General features: G+C 70.8%; 18 protein-coding genes and 1 pseudogene. 9 read left to right on the top strand and 10 right to left on the bottom strand.

Annotation, left to right across the window (positions count from 1 at the left end; all coding sequences use genetic code 11):
* Nucleotides 1–116 precede the first annotated feature (116 nt).
* Entirely contained in the window at nucleotides 117–641 is a 525-nt protein-coding gene (locus DMP23_RS05535; RefSeq protein ID WP_275291460.1) for a YbaK/EbsC family protein, read from the top strand.
* On the top strand, nucleotides 638–1,213 hold the full coding sequence (locus tag DMP23_RS05540; RefSeq protein ID WP_037809718.1) for a GNAT family N-acetyltransferase: 576 nt from the start codon (nucleotides 638–640) through the stop codon (nucleotides 1,211–1,213). Before DMP23_RS05535 ends, DMP23_RS05540 begins: the two co-directional genes overlap by 4 nt.
* A 92-nt stretch (nucleotides 1,214–1,305) precedes the next feature.
* Here DMP23_RS05540 and DMP23_RS05545 read toward each other — a convergent pair whose 3' ends face one another.
* From DMP23_RS05545 to DMP23_RS05565, 5 genes are all read right to left on the bottom strand, one after another.
* Complete coding sequence (locus DMP23_RS05545; RefSeq protein ID WP_337820347.1) at nucleotides 1,306–2,295, bottom strand: DUF3558 family protein; 990 nt, start codon at nucleotides 2,293–2,295, stop codon at nucleotides 1,306–1,308.
* A 99-nt stretch (nucleotides 2,296–2,394) separates the two neighbouring features.
* Nucleotides 2,395–3,291 carry a DMT family transporter gene (locus DMP23_RS05550; RefSeq protein ID WP_134665870.1) on the bottom strand — a complete coding sequence of 299 codons (897 nt, stop codon included), beginning with the start codon at nucleotides 3,289–3,291 and terminating at the stop codon, nucleotides 2,395–2,397.
* A gap of 203 nt (nucleotides 3,292–3,494) precedes the next feature.
* Complete coding sequence (locus DMP23_RS05555) at nucleotides 3,495–3,995, bottom strand: GNAT family N-acetyltransferase (protein WP_337820348.1); 501 nt, start codon at nucleotides 3,993–3,995, stop codon at nucleotides 3,495–3,497.
* A gap of 51 nt (nucleotides 3,996–4,046) precedes the next feature.
* Complete coding sequence (locus DMP23_RS05560; protein WP_337820349.1) at nucleotides 4,047–5,726, bottom strand: DUF885 domain-containing protein; 1,680 nt, start codon at nucleotides 5,724–5,726, stop codon at nucleotides 4,047–4,049.
* Between the two features lie 42 nt (nucleotides 5,727–5,768).
* Nucleotides 5,769–6,653, bottom strand: coding sequence for a methylenetetrahydrofolate reductase (locus DMP23_RS05565; RefSeq protein ID WP_037809712.1), 885 nt, complete (start codon nucleotides 6,651–6,653; stop codon nucleotides 5,769–5,771).
* Between the two features lie 102 nt (nucleotides 6,654–6,755).
* Between DMP23_RS05565 and merB the strand changes: the two genes are divergently transcribed.
* The 4 genes and pseudogenes from merB (at nucleotide 6,756) to DMP23_RS05585 (ending at nucleotide 10,951) form a co-directional block, all read left to right on the top strand.
* Complete coding sequence (merB, locus tag DMP23_RS05570) at nucleotides 6,756–7,400, top strand: organomercurial lyase (RefSeq protein WP_037809711.1); 645 nt, start codon at nucleotides 6,756–6,758, stop codon at nucleotides 7,398–7,400.
* A gap of 71 nt (nucleotides 7,401–7,471) precedes the next feature.
* Nucleotides 7,472–8,563: a polyprenyl synthetase family protein gene (locus DMP23_RS05575; RefSeq protein WP_037809708.1), complete on the top strand. Its 1,092-nt coding sequence runs from the start codon at nucleotides 7,472–7,474 to the stop codon at nucleotides 8,561–8,563.
* Nucleotides 8,563–10,028, top strand: a pseudogene (gene crtI, locus DMP23_RS05580) (phytoene desaturase family protein). The gene DMP23_RS05575 and the pseudogene crtI overlap by 1 nt, the downstream one beginning before the upstream one ends.
* Complete coding sequence (locus DMP23_RS05585) at nucleotides 10,025–10,951, top strand: phytoene/squalene synthase family protein (protein ID WP_337820350.1); 927 nt, start codon at nucleotides 10,025–10,027, stop codon at nucleotides 10,949–10,951. Before crtI ends, DMP23_RS05585 begins: the two are co-directional and overlap by 4 nt.
* On the opposite strand, the gene DMP23_RS05590 is transcribed toward DMP23_RS05585, so the two are convergent.
* Nucleotides 10,923–11,351: a pyridoxamine 5'-phosphate oxidase family protein gene (locus DMP23_RS05590; protein WP_337820351.1), complete on the bottom strand. Its 429-nt coding sequence runs from the start codon at nucleotides 11,349–11,351 to the stop codon at nucleotides 10,923–10,925. The two genes, DMP23_RS05585 and DMP23_RS05590, sit on opposite strands and share 29 nt — an antisense overlap.
* A gap of 5 nt (nucleotides 11,352–11,356) precedes the next feature.
* Nucleotides 11,357–11,905: a CGNR zinc finger domain-containing protein gene (locus tag DMP23_RS05595; protein WP_134730318.1), complete on the bottom strand. Its 549-nt coding sequence runs from the start codon at nucleotides 11,903–11,905 to the stop codon at nucleotides 11,357–11,359.
* A 19-nt stretch (nucleotides 11,906–11,924) separates the two neighbouring features.
* Here DMP23_RS05595 and DMP23_RS05600 point away from each other — a divergent pair, with 19 nt between their 5' ends.
* Complete coding sequence (locus DMP23_RS05600; protein WP_337820352.1) at nucleotides 11,925–13,079, top strand: MFS transporter; 1,155 nt, start codon at nucleotides 11,925–11,927, stop codon at nucleotides 13,077–13,079.
* On the opposite strand, the gene DMP23_RS05605 is transcribed toward DMP23_RS05600, so the two are convergent.
* The 3 genes from DMP23_RS05605 to DMP23_RS05615 form a co-directional block, all read right to left on the bottom strand.
* On the bottom strand, nucleotides 13,057–14,172 hold the full coding sequence (locus DMP23_RS05605) for a S53 family peptidase (protein ID WP_337820353.1): 1,116 nt from the start codon (nucleotides 14,170–14,172) through the stop codon (nucleotides 13,057–13,059). The two genes, DMP23_RS05600 and DMP23_RS05605, sit on opposite strands and share 23 nt — an antisense overlap.
* On the bottom strand, nucleotides 14,169–16,337 hold the full coding sequence (locus DMP23_RS05610) for a hypothetical protein (RefSeq protein ID WP_337820354.1): 2,169 nt from the start codon (nucleotides 16,335–16,337) through the stop codon (nucleotides 14,169–14,171). The genes DMP23_RS05605 and DMP23_RS05610 overlap by 4 nt, the downstream gene beginning before the upstream one ends.
* A gap of 151 nt (nucleotides 16,338–16,488) precedes the next feature.
* The gene (locus tag DMP23_RS05615) at nucleotides 16,489–16,857 is read right to left on the bottom strand and encodes an Rv2175c family DNA-binding protein (protein ID WP_037809697.1); all 369 of its coding nucleotides are present in this window, start codon (nucleotides 16,855–16,857) and stop codon (nucleotides 16,489–16,491) included.
* A 92-nt stretch (nucleotides 16,858–16,949) separates the two neighbouring features.
* Here DMP23_RS05615 and pknB point away from each other — a divergent pair, with 92 nt between their 5' ends.
* On the top strand, nucleotides 16,950–18,968 hold the full coding sequence (gene pknB, locus DMP23_RS05620) for a Stk1 family PASTA domain-containing Ser/Thr kinase (protein ID WP_337820355.1): 2,019 nt from the start codon (nucleotides 16,950–16,952) through the stop codon (nucleotides 18,966–18,968).
* Nucleotides 18,965–19,174 carry a hypothetical protein gene (locus tag DMP23_RS05625; RefSeq protein ID WP_037809693.1) on the top strand — a complete coding sequence of 70 codons (210 nt, stop codon included), beginning with the start codon at nucleotides 18,965–18,967 and terminating at the stop codon, nucleotides 19,172–19,174. Before pknB ends, DMP23_RS05625 begins: the two co-directional genes overlap by 4 nt.
* Nucleotides 19,175–19,213 lie beyond the last annotated feature (39 nt).

Raw genomic sequence — 19,213 nt, forward strand, 5'->3', positions numbered from 1 at the left:
AACGTCTGTTCGATCTGTTTCCAGAGTAGCCGCGCCGGCGAGTCCGCTCAACCCCGCCGGTGGAATCCGGGCACGTGGTGCGGGACACGGCTGCACTGGCGTGGTCTCATAACCGGGTGAGCACCCACGACCATCCCGCTGTCGCCAAGGTCACCGCCGCGCTGGGCGAGGCCGGGCTGCACGCTGCCGCTGCCGGAGTGCGGGTGCTGCCCGCTGAAGTGCGCACTGCCGCGCAGGCCGCGGAGGCGCTCGGGGTGCCGGTCGGCGCTATCGCGAACAGTTTGGTTTTCCGGGGCCGCGCGGCTGACGGGGCCGAGGTCGCGGTGCTTGCCCTCACCTCGGGGGCGCATCGGGCCGAAGAGTCCCGGCTGGCGGAACTCGCCGGGGTCGCCGAAGCCGGCAAGGCGGACGCGGCGTTCGTCCGGGAGCACACGGGGCAGCCGATCGGGGGCGTCGCGCCGGTCGGGCATCCGGAGCGGCTCGTGACGCTCGTGGACACGGCGTTGCGCGGGTACTCCGAGGTGTGGGCCGCGGCGGGGCATCCGAAATCGGTCTTCCCGACGACGTTCGACGAACTCGTCACCCTCACCGGGGGCACCCCCGGCGATCTCGCGAGCGAAGGGGAGGATGGTCGACTGTGACCGCGATGTCCTCCTCCGGGTGCTCCCGGTACGTGCAGCTCTCCGCCGACGAGTTCCGGTCCCGGCTGCCGGAAGCGCTGGCGATCTACGTGAACGCCATGCGCTACCCCGAGGGCACGGCCGAGCAGCGCGCGCCGATGTGGCTCACGCACGCGTTGCGCGAGGGCTGGCGCTGCATGGCCGCTCTCGACGACAACGGCGTCCTGCTCGGCATCGCGTACGGCTACAAGGGCCGCGCCGGGCAGTGGTGGCACGAGCAGGTCCGGCACGGTCTCACCCGCCGCTCCGGAACAGCGGAAGCCGAACGCTGGCTGACGGACTACTTCGAGCTCACCGAGATCCACGTGCGCCCGGAGAACCAGGGCAAGCAGATCGGCGAGGACCTGCTGCGCCGGCTGCTCGACGGCGTGCCCAGCGCGAACGTCCTGCTCTCCACCCCGGAGGGCACCAGCCGGGCGTGGAAGCTGTACCGGCGCATGGGGTTCGTCGACGTTCTGCGCGACTACCAGTTCACCGGCGACCCGCGCCCGTTCGCGATTCTCGGGCGGGCGCTGCCGCTCGAAACGCAGTAGGACCGCCGTGCGCCCGATGTCGAACCGGGCGCACGGCGCGCTCGCCTACCGCGTTAACCGGCCCCCAGAAGGCCCGCGCGATTCGCGAGTGATCAGGCGTGGCCGAGCGACGGTGCCACTGTCTTGGCCACGGCGACCGCCTTCGTGCAGGCGGTGGCGGAGTCGAGCCCGCTGGCGGGCTCGCCGCTGAACTCCACGGAGACGATCTCGCCGTACCCGTGCGCTTCGTCGTCCTTCGGGGTTTCGATCTTGCGCCAGGTCGCGTCGCAGCTGACTACGCTGCTGTCCTCGTCCTTTTTCTGGATGGCCGTGACGCCGTTGCCAAGGTCGGCGGGCTGGCCGTCCTCGGCGTCGGCGGGCAGGCCCTGGTAGAGGTGCACCGAAACCTGCGGGTAGTGGGTGTCGTCGCCGGACCAGAAGTCGCATTCGTGCAGGCTCTTGGGCTCCACAAAGGACTTCTGCCCCAACGCGCTCTCCACGGCTTGCTTGCCGGCCACCGCGCACGGGTCGGTGGTGAGCACGGAACCGGGTGCCTGCTTGTACTGCGGCGGAGCGCTGTGCAGTGCCTGCACGACCTTGGTCAGCGCCGCGCGGCCGGGCGCGCAGGCGTCGCCGCCCGGGGCCTTGGTCTGGAAGGTGATCCCCAGCGACTGTTCGAACGACGTCACGACCGAGACCCAGCACGACCCGGGCTTGTCGTCGTCGACGACCAGCGGCAGGCCTTCGAGCTTCTCGACCGGGTCCTTCGACATGATCAGCTGGTCGCCGACGCGCAGCACCAGTTCGACGGTCTTGCCGCCGGAGTCCTTGACGTTGACGCTGCACTCGCCCCATTCGGACGACGAAAGGCTCGACTGGTCCGGAGTGCCGAGGCCGCCGAGAGTCTTGGCGTCCAGCAGCGCGCACGGATCCACGGTCCGCAGGGCCGCCGCCTGGACCGCGGGGTCGGTGATCGGGGGTTTCGCACTGGCAGGCGGTGCGGTGCCCGCGGCCGAGCCACCGCCGCAGCCCGCGAGCAAGGCCAGCAGCGCCGCCCCCGTGACCAGCGCCGATGTCCGGAATATTCGGTTTTCGGTGAACATAGGCGGCACCGTAGCGGAATCCGTCACCCGTTCGTGGCGAAATCTCCAAGAATGCGGACAGTCCGTGAAAGTTGCGCAACCAGCTGCGTGCGGGCGTCTTCATCGGGGCTCCGGCCGCCAGTAGCCGACCGCGAGTGCCGCGACGAGCAGCACCGCACCGCCCCACGCGAACGCGCTCAGCCGTTCGTGCAGGAAAATGACCGAAAGCACGGTCCCGGTAAGCGGTTCCAGCAGCGCGGACAGCGCGCCCAGCACTGGGTGAGCACCGCCGAGGCCGCGGAAGTACGCGGCGTACGCGACGGCTGTCGGGACAACGCCGAAGTACCCGGCCAGCAGCAGCACGTCGGCGTGGGCGGGCAGGCTCATGCCGAACCACAGCGCGGCGGGGGTCAGCAGCAAACCGCCGGTCAGGCAGCCGAATGCCGTGGTAGCCAACGGTTCCAGGCCGGCGACGGGCTCCGCTGTGACGAGCGTCAGCACGGCGAAACCGGTCGCCGCGAGCAGCGCGAAGGCTAGGCCGCCGACCAGTCGGGCGGGTGACGTCGCGGTCTCCGGCGACCACCGCAACAGCACCAGCCCCGCGACGGAACCGCCGACGGACACCAGTGTCCACAGTCGGGGCGCGCGGCGGTGCTGTACCGCGGAGACCACCGTGAGCACGACGGGAGCGGCGCCGATCGTGGTCATGGTCGCGACGCTGACCGAACTGAGCGCGACGGCAGCGAAGTAGCTGGTTTGGAAAAGCGCGAAGAGCGCGCCGACAAGGAGGAGACGACGCCAGGTTTCCTTGGCGGGAAGGCGAAGTCCGCCGGTGAGAGCGACGAAGGCGGCGCTCGCGGCACCGCCGATGAGCAGACGGTAGGCGGCGACGGCCAGCGGGTGCAGGCCGGCTTGCTGGCCGAGAAGCGACCCGGACAGGCCGCCGGTTCCCCAGAGCACGCCGGCGACGACTAGGGCGGCCGACGAGCGGGCGCGCGAAGGTACGGCAATAGACATTCGGAAGTGGGCTCCTGCGTCGAAGGAATCGGAAATCGACGACGCGGGGCAGCGTGTGCCGGCCGGTTCAGGACGTCATCCGGTGGCCGCGGGCCCGGTTCGGGCGCACGCGGCGAAAACTGCCCCGCTCAGGAGGCTGGTGGTGGGATGACGACGAGGAGCCACTGCACGGGCGGGAGCTTAACCAGAGGCCGGGGAGCCGATCAACGGGTTTGTGGCGTGCGGCGCCAGCGGATCTCGCCGTCCTGCCGCTCGTCGGTGGCCGTGAGCCCGATAGCGGCGGCGACCGCGGCGGAGGCCCGGTTCTCCGGGTGGATGTGGGCGACGATCGCGTCCACCGGCCGCCGGTCGAGCCACGCGACAAGCCCGCGCGCGGCTTCGGTGGCGATGCCCCGGCCCTGCCACGGAGTGCCGACCACCCAGGCGATTTCGGCGACCGAGCCGCTGACCGTCGCCTGGACAGTGCCCACGAGGCCGGAATCGCGCGGCCGGATCACCCAGTTCAGCCAGGACACCGCCGGATCGGGCGAGCCCGCGGTCATCCGCTGGTAGCGCGAGCGGAGGGCGGCCAAGGAATCCGGAGCGCCGCCGATGTAGGTGTGCAGGGCCGGATCCGACAGCACGACGGCCATCTCCTCGGCGTGCGAGACGGACAGCGGCAGCAGGTCCAGCCGGGCCGTTTCGATGAGCTGAGCGGTAACCATGGGGGAAAGACACCCGGGCCGGTGCGGGAACACCGGCCCGGGAAAGCAGTCTCAGTCCAGCTGCGCCAGCTGCTCGCGCAGGGTGTCCAGTCCCATGCCGCCCATCTGCAGGGCCTTGGTGTGGAACTGCTTGATGTCGAACGCCGCACCCTGCCGCGCCCGGGCGTCGTCGCGCGCGGCGAGCCACAGGCGTTCGCCGAGCTTGTACGAGGGGGCCTGGCCCGGCCAGCCGAGGTAGCGGTCGATCTCGTCGCGGATGTGCGCCTGGTCGGTGATCGTGCGGGTGAGCATGAACTCCAGGCCCAGGTCCGGCGTCCAGCGCGAACCCTCGTGGAATCCGGTGCCCGCCGGGATTTCCAGCTCCAGGTGCATGCCGAGGTCGACCACGACGCGGGCGGCGCGGAACAGCTGCTCGGACAGCATGCCGAGCAGGTTGCCGTCGTCGGAGAGGTAGCCCAGTTCCTCCATGAGGCGTTCCGCGTACAGCGCCCAGCCCTCGCCGTGCGCCGAGATGAACGTCATCAGCCGCTGGTACTTCGTGAGCGTCTCGGCCTGGTTGACCGCCGTCGCGATCTGCAGGTGGTGGCCGGGGACGCCCTCGTGGTAGACCGTCGACACCTCGCGCCAGGTCGTGAAGTCGTTGCGGTCGGCGGGAAGCGACCACCACATCCGGCCGGGACGGCTGAAGTCCTCGCTCGGCCCGGTGTAGTACGCGCCGACACCGCCGCCGGGCGGGGCGATCTTGCACTCCAGCGCCATCAGCCGGTCCGGGATGTCGAAGTGCTTGCCGCGCAACGACTTCAGCGCGTCGTCGGACAGCTGCTGCATCCACGCCTCGAACTGCGGGCGGCCCTGGATGCGGTAGCGCGCGTCGGCGTCGAGCACCGCCGCGGCCTCCGCGGGCGTCGAGCCGGGCTTGATGCGGTTCGCGACCGCGCGCATTTCCGTTTCCAGCCGCGAGAATTCGTGCCAGCCCCACTCGTAGGCCTCGCGCAGGTCCAGCTCCGCGCCGATGAAGTAGCGCGACCACAGCCGGTAGGTGTCCTCGCCGACGGCGTCCTTGACCGGGGCCTTCGGGGCCAGTTCGGCACGCAGGAATCCGGCGAACTCCGCGAACGCCTCGTCCGCGGCCCGCGCGCCCGCGGCCAGGTCGGACTTCAGGGAATCGACGCCCGCGTCGGCGACCATGCTGGCGAAGAAACCGGGGCCGTCCTTGAGCCCGGCCCACGTCTCGCACTGCTCGGCGACCTTCGAGACCTGCCGCAGCGCGGAAACCCGCCCCTTGTCGGCCGAGGCCAGCAGCGCCGCGCGGACCCCGGCCAGCGCCTCGGGCACCTTCGGCAGCCGGGCCGCGACGTTCGCCCAGTCGTCCGGGGTGTCGGTCGGCATCAGGTCGAAGACCATCCGCAGGCCCTGCACCGGGCTCTCGATCACGTTGAGCGAGGCCGCGTCGAGACCCGCGTCGTGGATCTCCAGCTCGAGGCCGATCCGCTCGGTGAACACGGCCTTCGCGACCCGCTCCCCCGCGTCCGCCGGTTGCGCGGCGTTCACCGCGGCCAGCGCGCGCCGCGCCAGGTCCGCGCGGGCGTCGTGGCCCGCGGGCGAATAGTCGGTCAGCTGGTCGTCGTAGCCCGCGACGCCGAGCATGGTGGCCGCGACCGGGTCCACGGCCACGTAATCGTCGACGTACCGGTCGCAGATCTCCGGAACGCTCTGTTCGGTGGAAGCCATGTCCGGCACGCTACCGGCCGGGGGCGCCCCCAGCCCACGGAGTTACGCGCGGGCGGGCACCAGTCCGAGCCGGGTGACCACCTCGCGCGTCGCCTTGGACCGGTTGAAGGTGTAGAAGTGCAGGTCGGGCACGCCTTCGGCGATCAGTTTCTCGCACAGTTCGGTGACCCAGTCCAGACCGGCCGCGCGGAACGCCTTGGGGTCGTCGGAGAACGGTTCGAGCCGGTCCAGCAGCCGCTGCGACGCGGGAGCGCCGGAGAGCTTGATCGTGGTGTGGAGCGTGCGCAGGGTGGTCAGCGGCATGATGCCGGGCAGCACGAGCGCGTCGCAGCCCGCGGCGGCGACCCGGTCGCGCAGTCGCAGGAAGTCCTCTGCCTCGAAAAACAGCTGTGCGATCGCGAAATCGGCTCCCGCGCGGAACTTGCGGACCAGGTGCTTCGTGTCCGACTCCAGGTCCGCCGAACGCGGGTGGCCGTACGGGAAGGCCGAGACGCCGACGCAGAAGTCGCCGAGCGAGCGGACCAGTTCGACCAGTTCCTCGGCGTAGGTGAGGCCCTCGGGGTGCGGCACCCAGTCGCCGTAGACGTCGCCGGGCGGGTCGCCGCGCAGGGCGAGGATGTTGCGCACGCCGACCGCCGCGTACCAGCCGATCACGTTCCGCAGTTCGGACACCGAATGGTCGACCGCCGTGAGGTGGGCCATCGGGCAGAGCGTGGTTTCGGTGGCGACGCGGGCGATGCTGCGGATGGTGCCGTCGCGGCTCGAACCGCCCGCGCCGTAGGTGATCGACATGTACGCCGGGTCCAGCGGTTCCAGCTCGCGGATGGCCTTCCACAGGACGGCCTCGTCGGCCTCGTCGCGGGGCGGGAAGAACTCGACGGAGAACGCGGGCCCGTCCCCCCGCAGCCTTTCGATCACCGACGTCATGGAGGGAAATGGTAGTGGCTCGCTTCGGCCCGCGGCAGAGTTGCCGGGTGGGCTTGGCCACGGCGCGTACCGTCAGGGGCGAACCCTGCGGGGAGGCGAGCCATGAGCAGTGAAGACGACCTGGCCTGGGACGACGACGTGCGTGTTGCGGTCTACCGCGCGTTCTCCACCCGCGGCCGCCCGCCCACCGCGCCCGAGCTGGCGGACGCCGCGCACGGGTCGCTCGCGGTGGCGAAACAGGCCCTGCACCGGATGGCCGACCCGAGATGGCTGTGGCTCGACGAATGCGAGCACGTGGCGCTGGCCGCGCCGTTCGCGGCGGTCCCGCTCGGGTTCGCGGTGATGGGCGAGCACACCATGTGGTGGGGCGGATGCGCCTGGGATTCGTTCGCGATCCCGCACCTCGTGTCCGGCGAGCCCGAGGTGCTGGTGGCGACGCGCTGTCCGGGCTGCGGCGAACCGTCCGCGCTGGTCGTGCGGCGGGACCGGCCGCCGGGCGGCGCGCAGGTCGCGTACTTCCCGGCCCCGCCCGACCAGCTCGCGGGCGACCGGGCGAAGCAGCGGCTGTACTGCGCCGAATCCTGTGTGGACAGTCCGGGCGAGCTGCTCGGGCTCGACGCGCTGTGGCACCTCGCGAAGGACTGGTACGAGGGCTGTCTCGAACCCGGCTACCGGCCGCGCGGACCGGCCGAGGCGGCGGAGTACTTCGCGGCGAGCGGCCGTCCTGACGCGTTCCGGAGCGGCTGACCGCGTCTGGTGCGCCACATCCGGGGGCGCCCGGCGTGACCCCGGCCGCCCTCGTCCCGGAGGATGAGGGCATGGACGCGCCCGGATTCGACGCCGACCTCCCCGCGCACGTGGAGCGTGCGCTGGCCGATTTCCTCGGCCGGGCGGGGAGCGAGATCCTGCGCACCGAGCCGAGCGTCGCGGCCGGGATCGAGGCGCTGTCCGGTTTCGTGCTGGGCGGCGGCAAGCGGATCCGGCCGACGTTCGCCTGGTGGGGCTGGCGCGGCGCGGGCGGCGCGGCGTCCGGCCCGCTCGCCGAGGGCGCGCTGCAGGCGGTCGCGAGCCTGGAGCTGATCCAGGCGTGCGCGCTGATCCACGACGACCTCATCGACTCCTCCGACTCGCGCCGCGGCAAGCCGACCGTGCACGTGGCCGCCGAGAAACTGCACGCCGACCGCGGCTGGCTCGGCACTCCGTCGGTGTTCGGGCTGGCCAGCGCGGTGCTGGTGGGAGACCTGGCGCTGGCCTGGGCCGACGACATGTTCGCCGACGCCCCGCTGCCCGCGGAGACGATCGCGGCGGCCCGCCCGGCCTGGCGCGCGATGCGCACCGAGGTGCTCGCCGGGCAGTACCTCGACGTCCGCACGCAGGCGGTCGGCGACGCTTCGCCCGAGGCCGCGCTGCGGATCGACCGGCTCAAGACCGCCGCGTACACCGTCCAGCGGCCGCTGCACCTCGGCGCCTCGCTCGCCGGGGCGGACGACCGGTTGATCGCCACGCTCCTGGAGTTCGGCGGCGACGTCGGCGTGGCGTTCCAGCTGCGGGACGACCTGCTCGGCGTGTTCGGCGACCCGTCGGTCACCGGAAAGCCCGCCGGGGACGACCTGCGCGAGGGCAAGCGAACCCTGCTCGTGGCGCTCGGCCTGCAGCTCGCCGCGGAGAAGGGCGACCACGCCGCGGCCAAGGTGATCGCCGGCGCGATCGGGGCCGCCGACCTGACCAGCGGCACCGTGGACCAGGTGCGCGAGGCGCTGACCTCGGTCGGCGCGGTCGCCGCGGTGGAGCGTCAGATCGACGAGCTGACCGCGTCCGCGAACGCCGCGCTCGACCGCGCGCACCTGGCCGAGCCCGCTCCGTCGGCGCTCGCCGAGCTGATCCGTCTGGCTACCCAGCGGAAGTTCTGATGCGCACGGTGAACGGGCCCGCCGACCACGTCGTGGTCGTCGGCGCCGGGCTGGCCGGGCTCTCGGCGACGCTGCACCTGCTCGGCGCGGGACGGCGGGTGACGCTGCTGGAGCAGCAGAAGATGCCCGGCGGACGGGCCGGTCAGCAGGACTTCGGCGCGAACGCGGTCGACACCGGGGCCAGCGTGCTCACCATGCCGGAACTGGTGGACGAAGCACTGCACGTGGTCGGCGAATCGTTGGCCGACACTGTGCCGCTGACCAGGCTCGACCCGGCGTACCGGGCTCGGTTCGCAGACGGCAGCACGCTCGCCGTGCACACCGACGGCGACGCGATGGAGGCCGAGATCCGGTCGTTCGCCGGTCCGGCCGAGGCGGACGGTTACCGACGGCTGCGCCGGTGGCTCACTGACCTGTACGCGGCGCAGAAGGACCACTTCATCGGCGCGAACTTCGATTCGCCGCTGGATTTGGTCCGGCCGGAACTCGTGAAGCTCGCGGCGTTGGGCGGCTTCGGCCGGTTGGGGCCGCGCGTCTCCAGCTTCTTGCGCGACGAGCGCGTACGGCGGCTCTTCTCTTTTCAGGCGCTGTACGCAGGTCTCGATCCGACGCGTGCGCTTGGCGCGTACGGCGTCATCGCGTACATGGACACTGTCGGCGGCGTGTACTACCCGCGCGGCGGCATGGGCGCGATCGCCCGCGCGATGTCCGACGCTGCGACGCGCGCTGGGGCCGAACTGCGCTTCGGTACGGAAGCTGCTTGGCTTGAGCGAGTGTCGTCCCGCGTACGCGCTGTACGCACGCGCTCGGGCGAGCGTATTGAGTGTGACGCCGTGGTGCTCGCGACAGAGCTTTCGGCGGCGTACCGGCTGATTGGCGCGCGTCCGCGGCGGGTGCTGCCGTTGAAGTACTCGCCGTCGGCTTTCGTGTTGCACGGGCACGCGGACCGTTCGTGGCCGGAACTGGACCACCACACGATCTTCTTCGGCCAGGCGTGGGAACGGACCTTTGCCGAGATCGTCCGCGAGGGCAAGCTGATGAGCGATCCGTCGCTGCTGGTCACGCGTCCGACCGCGACGGAGCCGACACTCGCCGGCGACGGCGGCGAGATCGTCTCCGTACTCGCTCCGACCCCGAACCTGACCACCGGCCCGATCGACTGGGCGCGCGTCGGCCCGGCTTATCGCGAAGAACTGCTGCGTACGCTGGAAGCGCGCGGGCTCACCGGGTTCCGCGACGAGTACATTGTGGACGAACAGCTGACTCCGGCCGACTGGGCGGCGCGCGGGTTGGCCGCCGGGACGCCGTTCTCGCTCGCGCACACCTTCCGCCAGACCGGCCCGCGAACCTGGTGCGGGCGGCGGAAAACGTGGTGCTCGCCGGGTGCGGGACGACGCCGGGGGTCGGCATTCCGCCGGTGCTGATCTCCGGACGGCTCGCCGCGCAAAGGATCACCGGCCGGTGAGCGAACTCGACGCGGCCGGTATCGCCGAGCCCGCGCTGCGTGCTGCCTACACGACGTGCCGGCGCATCAACGCCCACCACGGGCGCACGTTTTTCCTTGCCACCCGGCTGCTTCCGGCGCGGGCCCGGCCGGCCGCGCACGCGCTGTACGGCTTCGCGCGGATGGCCGACGAACTGGTCGACAACCCCGAGCCCGGCACCGATCCGGCGGTCGCGCTGGACAAGGTCGCCGGGCTGGTGGACGAGGTTTACGACGGGCGGGTGCCAGCCGACCCGGTGCTGGCCGCCCTTGCCGATACGGTGCGCCGCTACGACATCGGTCGTCCGCTCATCGATGCGTTCCTGCATTCCATGCGGATGGACCTGACGGTCGCGGAATACGCGACCTACGCCGATCTCGGGGAGTACATCTACGGTTCGGCTTGCGTGATCGGGCTGCAGATGCTGCCGGTGTTCGGGACTGTCGCGCCGCTGGAGGAAGCCGCGCCGAGTGCGGCGGCGTTGGGGGAAGCGTTTCAGCTGACCAATTTCCTGCGGGATGTCGGCGAGGACCTCGATCGCGGGCGGTTGTACCTGCCTACCGAGGAATTGGCGGCGTTCGGGGTGGACCGGGAGAGGCTGGTCGACGCGCGTCGCCAGGGTCGTGCCGATCCACGCGTGCGGGCGGCGTTCGCGGTGGCGGTTTCGCGGACACGGGCGGTTTATCGGCGGGCCGAGGCCGGGATTGCGTTGCTGCGGCCGGAGTCTCGGCCTTGTGTGCGGACGTCGATCACGTTGTACGAAGGCATTTTGGACGAGATCGAAGCCATGGACTACGCCGTGCTGAACCGACGCGCTGTGGTGGGCAAGGGGCGACGGGTTGCGGTCGCGGTGCCCGCGCTGGTGCAGCGTGCGCTCAGTGCCAGGCCGGGGTGCCTTCGCTGATTTGGGCTGGATCGGCGCTGGCGTCGTAGGAGCGCAGCCAATCCGGGGTCAGGCGGATGAGGGCGAAAGCCTCGTCGAAGGCGCGGGAGCCGGGGAACTGTTCCAGGTACACCTGGCCTGCGTCGCGACGGGAAGTGCCGGATTCGATAACCGCCTCGCCTTCGACTTGGACAGAAACCGTGTCGGTGCAGCCGATGACCGCGGCGGTGCGCGGGTTGGCGCGGAGGTTGGCCACTTTTCGGGCGGTGCGGTGGGTGTTGAACAGCAGCGAGCCGTCCGGGGTGACGGCGAAGCTGACCAGGGCCGCTTCGGGGTGGCCGTTCGCGGTGGTGGTCGCGACGACGCCTAGCGGGTTGGCTCGGACGAAGCTCGTGAAGTCCGCCAGGGACAGGATTTCCATGAGCGTCAGGTTAGCCGGGCCCGGTGGGCGGCGACGCGTTCCCTTGTGGCGCAACGGGAAGAGCAGTACCGGCGCGGGCTGCCGCCGCCTAGGTGGGCGAAGGGTTTTCCGCACGACGGCGACGCGCACAGGCCGCCGGGGGCGCTTTGGCGGTCGGCTAGCAAGGTGGCCAAGGCCAGCGCGGAGGACGTGATCAGCCAGGTGCCCCACGGGCCGTCGTCGGATGCGTCGACGTGGAGGTGCCAGCCGAAGTTGTCGTCGTGTGCGGTCAGGCGCGGAGGTCCGGCGTAGGCGGTGAACAGCGCGTTCAACACCTCGGCGGCCGAAGCGGCGTCTGGTGCGGCGAAGACCTCCCGCAGTTCCAGCGCGGCGGCGCGTAGCTCGACCACTTCGCGTGCGGAAAGTTGGAGTTGCGGTTCTCCGTGCTCGACCAACACTGCGCCTACCGATTCCGGCGCAGGGTCCTCCGTCAGCAGCACATCGAGCAGCGCTACAGCACGACGGACCGCGTCCCGGGCGGAGCGGCCCGCGAAATCCGGCTGCGTTCCAGGCATGCCTCACTGTAACATCTTGATGGTGACAAGCCGTTACAGATTCGCGGCGTATCTCACCGGGGCCACTGCCGCGCGCACTGGGGACGAGCTGTCCGGTCCGGCGGTGTTGCTGCTGGGCGTGGGTGCTTCGGGAGCCGTCGCCGGGTCGACGTTGTTGGCCGGGCTCACGATCGCGGCGGCGGTGGGCGGGCCGGTGCTGGGCGCGGTTCTGGACCGGTCGCGTACGCCAGGACGGATCCTGGCGGTTGGGTTGGTCGGGTATGCGGCGGGGCTGACGGCGATCACTGCGCTTTTCGGACAGGTGCCGTTTGCGCTGGTGGTGGCGATTGCGGTGGTGACCGGGTTGCTGGCGCCGGCGATCGGCGGCGGGTGGACCGCGCAGGTGCCCGCGCTCGTACCGACGGAGAAGCTCGGCAAGGCGAGCACGCTTGACGCGATGACGTTCACTGCGGCAGCGCTCGTCGGGCCGGGGCTGGCCGGAGTGCTCGCCGCGACTGCGGGGGCTCCGGTCGCCGTGGTTCTCGCGGGCGGGTTGATGCTGGTTGCGGTGCCGTTCGCGTGGCGGCTGCCCGGGAGTACCGCCAAGCAGCCGTCGCGATTCTTTGCCGCGGCCACGGTTCTCGTGCGCAATCCCGCGTTGCGGCAGTCGGCCGCGACCTCGACGTTGTCGTGCGTCGGGATCGGGATGGCGTTCGTCTGCTATCCGCTGGTCGGCGCGCAGCGGCTCGGCAGCGCGGGATACGGGACGTTGCTACTCGTCGGATTGTCAGTCGCGTCGTTGCTGGCGAACACCGTCCTTTCGCGACGGTCGTATTCGCCGGACCGTGCGGTGCAGTTGAGCACCATCGCAATCGGAATCGGGCTCGCGGGGGCGGCAGCGGCACCAAACGCAGTGCTGCTGGTGGCTGCGGTGGCGCTCACCGGGGTTGGCGAAGGACCGCAGCTGGCGTCGTTGTTCGCGGTGCGGCATCGGGAAGCGCCGCCGGAAATGCGGGCGCAGGTGTTCACCACCGCGGCGAGCATCAAGATCGCCGGAATTGCGCTGGGCAACGCGGTGGCCGGGCCGTTGGCTGCCTGCTCCCCCGCCGCCGGATTGGCCGCGGCGGCGGGGATGCAGGTGGTCGCGGCGGTCGCGCATCCGTTGTGGACGGTCAGAAAGCAGCTAGTCCGTTAGGGGTTCCGTTGCCGGTCGGTCCGTCGTATCCCGGGACGCCGGTGCACAGGTAGTCACCGCATTCCTCGAAGCCGACGTTGTTTCCGCTGACGACATCGTTGAGCTTCCCCGAATACAGCCGCGAAGCGTCCGGGTACTGGTCGTGGTGCCCGGCCAGCGCGATGACTCCGGCGATGAACGGCGCCGACGCGCTGGTCCCGCCGACCACACTCCAGCCGGACAGGACTGTGGTCTCGTAAACGGCGGGTCCGGTGGCGGGATCGGCTACCGCGGCGACGTCGGCGACGGTCCGGCCGGGACAGTTCGGATCCTTCTGCCACGACGGTTTCGCCACCCAAGCCGAACATCCGCTCGACGCACCGATCCACACCGATTCGGTCCAGCCGCGCGCGTTGTCCGCTTTGGACAGTGACGTGCCGCCGACCGCGACGACACTCGAGTACACCGCGGGCGCGTTGGGTGCGGCGAATCCGCCGTCACCGCTCGACGCGACGATCGCGACGCCGGGATGCTGATAATGCGCGGCGAAATCGCCGGACCAGTGGCTTTCGGGCGCGCCGTAGCTGTTCGACACGATCGTCGCGCCGAGTTTCACGGCAGTGTCCACGGAGGTGCCGAGTGCGTCGAAGGACGCGTCGTCTCCTTCTACCAGCAGGATTTTGCACTGGGCGCAGGCGGCGGAAGCCATGTCCAGGTCCAGCGCGGTCTCCACCGGCCAGTCGCCTTGCTGCGGCGGGAGGGGCGTGGCATCGCCGTGCTGGTTGACTTTGCGGAAGCAGCCGTTCGCCGTGGTACAGGGCGGGAGGCCGTAGGTTTGTCGATATACCGCCAGGTCTGCTTCGGCGGTCGGGGCGTCGCCAGCGTCGACGATGGCGATCGTTTCGGCAGCGCCGCCAGTGTCGGGCAGGCGGTATGCGGAACGCAGGTCAGCGGGGTTGTAGCCGGTGGCGCGCAAGGCAGTCCGACTGTCCACTTTGGCGTAACAGCGGGCGAATCCTGGCGCGGCGGGACCGCAGATGTCTCGTGGAGCAGCGGACGCGACGGACGGGATGAACGCGCCGAGGAGAATAAGCACAGCCAGGATGCGTTTCATCGCTGGGCCTTCCCGACGGTGTAGGCGTTGCTGATCGTTTGGGTGATCGCGTTGCCCGCCAGGTCCTGCGCGGTCACCTTCAGCGAGGGCGAAGTCCCGGCCGGTGGATTCCGCCAGACCGCCACGTATTCGCCGAACAGTCCGAAGACCTGGGCGGGCTGCCAGGTGGCTCCGTTGTCGACGGACACCGAGACCGTCGCCGAGGTGATCGGCGAATGGGAACCGGCACCGCTGTACGCCGCGTGGCCGACGTGCAGTTCCAGCATCTGCACCGGCGAGGACGACGTCGTGGAGAGATCGGAATCCAGCCGGTAGTCGACGGTCAGCGCACCGAGGATCCGGCACGGTTGAGTCGGGTCGCTGGCCCGGCAGCGATGCGGGGACGGCAGCGCGGTGCCCGCCGCCGGGTCGTATCGCAGGGTCAGTTCGGTGCGCAGTTTTCCGGCTTGGCTGACGCCGGGAATAGCGGTCCGGTCGACGTCCAGTACGCCGCGGAAGGTCGCTGGCGTCTTCGGCACGTCGACCGACACACCGTAGGTGCCGTCCTGGTCGAAGACCTGCTGATCGTCGCGGTACAGGGAGAAATGCAGCCGCGGAGCGTAGAACAGCGGAAGTGCGGTGTGGTCCGGCACGCTGTCCCGCAACGCCGGAATCGCGACCGAAACGGTACCGCCGGAGTAGCAGGCCTCGCAGAGCCGGTCTCGCTGCCACTGCCCGAGACCGGCCGACAGCGGACCGCGGGACCAGTCGACGGTCGTGGTGCTGCCCGGCCGATAGGGGTGCGGATCGGCGGTCATCAGCTGGTACGACGAGCCTTTTTGCTCGTACTGCACCCATTCCCTCGTGTGCGTGGTGCCGAGGTAGTCGGTCAGCACCCCGGGAGCGGGGATGAAGAAGCCGCTCGCGCCGAGGCCGTGCCGCCGGATCACCGGGTCGACCGGACCGCTGTCGATCGCGACCGGCATCTTGTCCGCGGGATCGGCGTACATCCGGTCGCGGACCGTCGCGAGTTCACTGTCCTTTGTGGAGAACGACTGGTTCTCGGAGATGCCCTCGGTGGCGAAGGAAAGATCCACCCGGTACCGGTCTTCGGGCTTGGGTGCTTTGCCGCCCCATTGCACGACGTAGTGCAGCAGGCCCTGATCCGGCTTCGGCACCGGCCGCACGTACTGCTTGGTCTTGCCGCCTGAGATGCCGACTGCGAATCCGCGGCCGGTCGGGTCCTCGCGGAAGAAGTTGGTGGTGAGCAGGTCCTGCGTGGCCGACTTCGGCGCGGCCACCTTGACCTCGGCGGTCGCGTACTTCTCCTCGACGGTCAGGACCTGCACGTCCGGCGAGTCGCCGACGACGAAGCCCTCGACCCACGAGGTCCGCGTCGCGGTCACGCTGCCGGCGCTGTCGAAGTCGGAGAAGGTCGCGGACGCGGCGTAACGGCCCTCGGGAACCGCGATCCGGGTGGCGCCGTCGACATCGACGTGCCGCAGCAGCTTGGCCGAGGAATCGGTGTTGATCAGCGACACCATTCCGTTGACCGAGCGGCCCTGCAGATCGGCGAGGCGGAGTTCGAGGATCTTCATCGGGTAGCGCGGCTGCTGTTCGCGAGGCGCACCGGCCAGCCGGATCGTCGCGGGCAGCGCGCTGCTGCCCGCCGGACGGCCGGCGGACGCGTCTTCGGCGAGGCGTCGGTGCAGGTCAGCGGTGAATTCGGCGGCGGAAACGAGGGTGCCGGTCGCCGTGTTCCCGGCGGCCGAGCCGAGCGTGATGCCAGGCAGCGCCGCCGGGGCCGCGCCCGCCGGGAAAGTGATCTCCAGCGGGGTGTTCCCGGGCCGCAACCGCGCGAGCGCGGTGACGTCGAACAGCGATTTGTCCAGCTTTCCGAGAAACGGAACGGCGTCGCTCGGAATGACGTAACGGTCGCCGCCGTCGGCTTGATACGACTGAAAAGCGGTGCGCGGCGGCGACGAAAGGGCGTAATTCGTACCGCCGTTCGGTCCCGGGAAAACTGTGACCCGGTCCCCCGTCACCAGCGTCACTTCCCGCGCTTGCGGCACCGCCGCGAAGGGCGCGGTCTCAGCGGCCGCAGGCGGTGCCAGCAAAGCGGAACCGCCCAGCACCAGCGCCGCCGACGCGAGCGCGCAGCGTCTTCCGGAAACCCGTCCTCCCATGCCCGATGCTCCTCTCCAGCATGCGGCCGAGCAGGATTTTCAGGACGGTTTCCGACGATGGACCAGACCAATTGACCGCGTCAACGAAAAACGCGGGTTCTGTCCGGAAGGGCAATTGTTGTCAGCCCGACCGGAGCAATGCGGGACGGGGCTAGAACGCCATCGCCTGCGCGCGCCGCTTCACCTCGGTGCCGTGGCTGGTGCGCAGCGCGTTGATCGGCGTGCTGCCCGGGAGCGTGTCGTCGGCGGTGAAGAGCCAGCGCAGCATCTCGGTGCGGCTGAACCCGGAGTCGGCGAGCACGGTGATCGTGCCGCCCAGCCCCTTGACGATGCCGTCCTTCACGAAGAAATCGCCGGGCACGCAGAGTTCGCCCTTGCGCCGGACAGCGATCAGCTCGCCGTCCCGCAGCATCTGGCGCACCTTGTTGGCCGACACGCCCAATGCGGCCGCCACCTCCGGCAACGGCTTGACCGCGACCGCGGCGTCGAGGATGTCGTCGGCGACAGGAATCCCACTCACACGTGACACTGTGCCACATTCCCCCGTCCGGGCCACTGCTACGCACGGGTGACCCGCCCCGGCACGCGCGCCCTTCCGTACGATTGCCCACCGTGACGCGCACCCAGCCCAGCCTCGTCGGCACCCTGCTCGAACGCCGGTACCGCGTTGACCAGCTGCTGGCCAGGGGCGGGATGTCGGCCGTCTACCGGGGCCTCGACACCCGCCTCGACCGGGCGGTGGCGATCAAGATCATGGATCCGCGGTTCGCCGACGACCGGTCGTTCGTCGACCGGTTCGTGCGCGAAGCGCGTTCGGCCGCCCAGCTGCATCACCCGAACGTGGTCGCCGTGCACGACCAGGGCTTCGACACCCCGGCCGGCCAGGACGCCGGTCTCGCCTTCCTGGTGATGGAGCTGGTCAACGGCGGCACGCTGCGCGACCTGCTGGACGAGCAGGGCCAGCTGGACGTCTCGCTCGCGCTGAGCGTCGCGGAGCCGGTGCTGGCCGCGCTGGCCGCCGCGCACGCCGCCGGGCTGGTGCACCGCGACGTCAAGCCCGAGAACGTGCTCATCGGCCGCAGCGGGCAGCTGGCGGGCGGCGTGGTCAAGGTCGGCGACTTCGGCCTGGTCCGCGCGGTCGCCAGCGCGGGCACCACGAGCTCGAGCGTCATCCTGGGCACTGTCGGCTACCTGGCCCCCGAACAGGTCGCCACCGGCGACACCACGGCCCGCAGCGACGTCTATTCGGCGGGCATCCTGCTGTACGAGATGCTCACCGGCCGCCTGCCCTACACCGGCGACACCGCGATCTCGGTCGCCTACCGGCACGTGAACGACGATGTCCCGCGCCCGAGCGAGCTGCGGCCGGACCTGCCGCCGGCGCTCGACGACCTGGTCCTGCGCGCCACCCGCCGCGATCCCGAGCAGCGCCCGGCCGACGCGAACGAGTTCCTCGCGCAGTTGCAAGCCGCGCGCGCCGAACTGGGGCTGCAGCCGGTCGCGGTGCCGGTGCCCCCGCCGCCGGACGGCGACCGCGTGTCGGACGTCGAACGCACCCTCCCGAACATTCCGGCCGTCCAGCAGAACGTGCCGGCTGACCAGCAGACCATGCCGGTCTCCGGACCCCGCGGCACGCGCGCCCTGACCCGCGCCGTGCCTGCCGCGCCGCCGCCTCCGGTACCGCCGCGCGCCGGGCCCTCCGCCGCGCCGGACGAGCCGCGGAAGCCGCGGGACAAGCGCAAGCTGATCGCGCTGGCGATCGCCGGGGTGCTCGTGCTCGGCGGGCTGATCGGCGCGTTCGCGTTCATCCTCAGCGATTCCAAGGTCACGACCACGACGGTGCCGAAGCTCGCCGGGCTGACCCAGGCCGAGGCGGGCGACCAGCTGCGCGCGGCGAAGCTGAACCCGCGCTACAGCCAGGAGTTCGACAACACGGTCGAGGCCTACAAGGTCATCAAGGTGGATCCGGCCCCGGGCACCACGCTCGACCAGGACGCCACCGTGTCCGTGGTGGTGTCCAAGGGCAAGCCGAAGGTGCCGAACATCCAGGTCGGCACCGCGCTCGACACGGCCACGAAGGCGATCCAGGAGCAGAAGCTCACCGTCGTCCAGGGCACGCCGGAGTACAGCGACACCGCGCCGCAGGGCACCGTCGTGAGCGTGAGCCCGGCGGCGGGCACCCCGGTGGACGTCGGCGGCCAGGTCACGCTGGTGCTGTCCAAGGGCCCGGAGCCGCTTCCGCCGGTCCCGGACGTGACCGGGCGGTCCAAGGACGAGGCGTTCCAGATCCTCAAGCAGGCCGGATTCCAGCCGCAGGACGGCGGCGAGGAGTTCTCGCAGACCGTGCCCGCCGGGGCGGTCACCCGTACTGACCCGGGCGCGGGCTCGCCGGGGACGAAGAAGGTCAAGGTCTACGTCTCGAACGCGGTGCAGGTCCCGGACGTCCGGTACCGCCCGTTCGACCAGGCCGCGGACGCGCTCAAGGCGGCCGGGCTCGAGGTCGACCGCAAGGGCGGCGACGGCAACGGCCACGGGCACGGCGGCTTCGACTTCGTCCTGCAGCAGGACCCGGCCCCGGGCACGTTCGTGCCGAAGGGCACCAAGGTCAAGATCCGGGGGTTCGGCGGATGATCGGCAGCCGCGGCCGGGTGACCGGCACCGTCGGGCCGGGGCTGATCGGCGAGGTGCTGCTCAGCGTCCGCGGCGGCACCGAGGCCTTCTACGCCTATCCGGCCGAGCCGGACACCACGTTCGCCGTGGGAACACCCGTTCTGGTGGTCGATTTCGAGCCCCCGCGCACGGTCTACGTGGAAAGGTGGCAACCGTTGCGCGCTTGACCGCGTCGCAGTGCTGACGGCGTCTGAGCGCCGTGCCAG

This window comes from Amycolatopsis sp. A1MSW2902, assembly GCF_017312175.1.
In the GTDB taxonomy this organism is placed as follows: domain Bacteria; phylum Actinomycetota; class Actinomycetes; order Mycobacteriales; family Pseudonocardiaceae; genus Amycolatopsis; species Amycolatopsis nivea.

Bases quoted from the DNA above. Each gene is read 5' to 3' on its own strand.
- DMP23_RS05565 (WP_037809712.1), bottom strand. From the start codon at position 6,653: ATGACGTCGGTGATCGAAAGGCTGCGGGGGGACGGGCCCGCGTTCTCC.
- DMP23_RS05550 (WP_134665870.1), bottom strand. From the start codon at position 3,291: ATGTCTATTGCCGTACCTTCGCGCGCCCGCTCGTCGGCCGCCCTAGTC.
- DMP23_RS05610 (WP_337820354.1), bottom strand. From the start codon at position 16,337: ATGGGAGGACGGGTTTCCGGAAGACGCTGCGCGCTCGCGTCGGCGGCG.
- DMP23_RS05560 (WP_337820349.1), bottom strand. From the start codon at position 5,726: ATGGCTTCCACCGAACAGAGCGTTCCGGAGATCTGCGACCGGTACGTC.
- DMP23_RS05625 (WP_037809693.1), top strand. From the start codon at position 18,965: ATGATCGGCAGCCGCGGCCGGGTGACCGGCACCGTCGGGCCGGGGCTG.
- DMP23_RS05575 (WP_037809708.1), top strand. From the start codon at position 7,472: ATGGACGCGCCCGGATTCGACGCCGACCTCCCCGCGCACGTGGAGCGT.
- DMP23_RS05600 (WP_337820352.1), top strand. From the start codon at position 11,925: ATGGTGACAAGCCGTTACAGATTCGCGGCGTATCTCACCGGGGCCACT.
- merB (WP_037809711.1), top strand. From the start codon at position 6,756: ATGAGCAGTGAAGACGACCTGGCCTGGGACGACGACGTGCGTGTTGCG.
- DMP23_RS05605 (WP_337820353.1), bottom strand. From the start codon at position 14,172: ATGAAACGCATCCTGGCTGTGCTTATTCTCCTCGGCGCGTTCATCCCG.
- DMP23_RS05590 (WP_337820351.1), bottom strand. From the start codon at position 11,351: ATGGAAATCCTGTCCCTGGCGGACTTCACGAGCTTCGTCCGAGCCAAC.
- DMP23_RS05545 (WP_337820347.1), bottom strand. From the start codon at position 2,295: ATGTTCACCGAAAACCGAATATTCCGGACATCGGCGCTGGTCACGGGG.
- DMP23_RS05555 (WP_337820348.1), bottom strand. From the start codon at position 3,995: ATGGTTACCGCTCAGCTCATCGAAACGGCCCGGCTGGACCTGCTGCCG.
- DMP23_RS05595 (WP_134730318.1), bottom strand. From the start codon at position 11,905: ATGCCTGGAACGCAGCCGGATTTCGCGGGCCGCTCCGCCCGGGACGCG.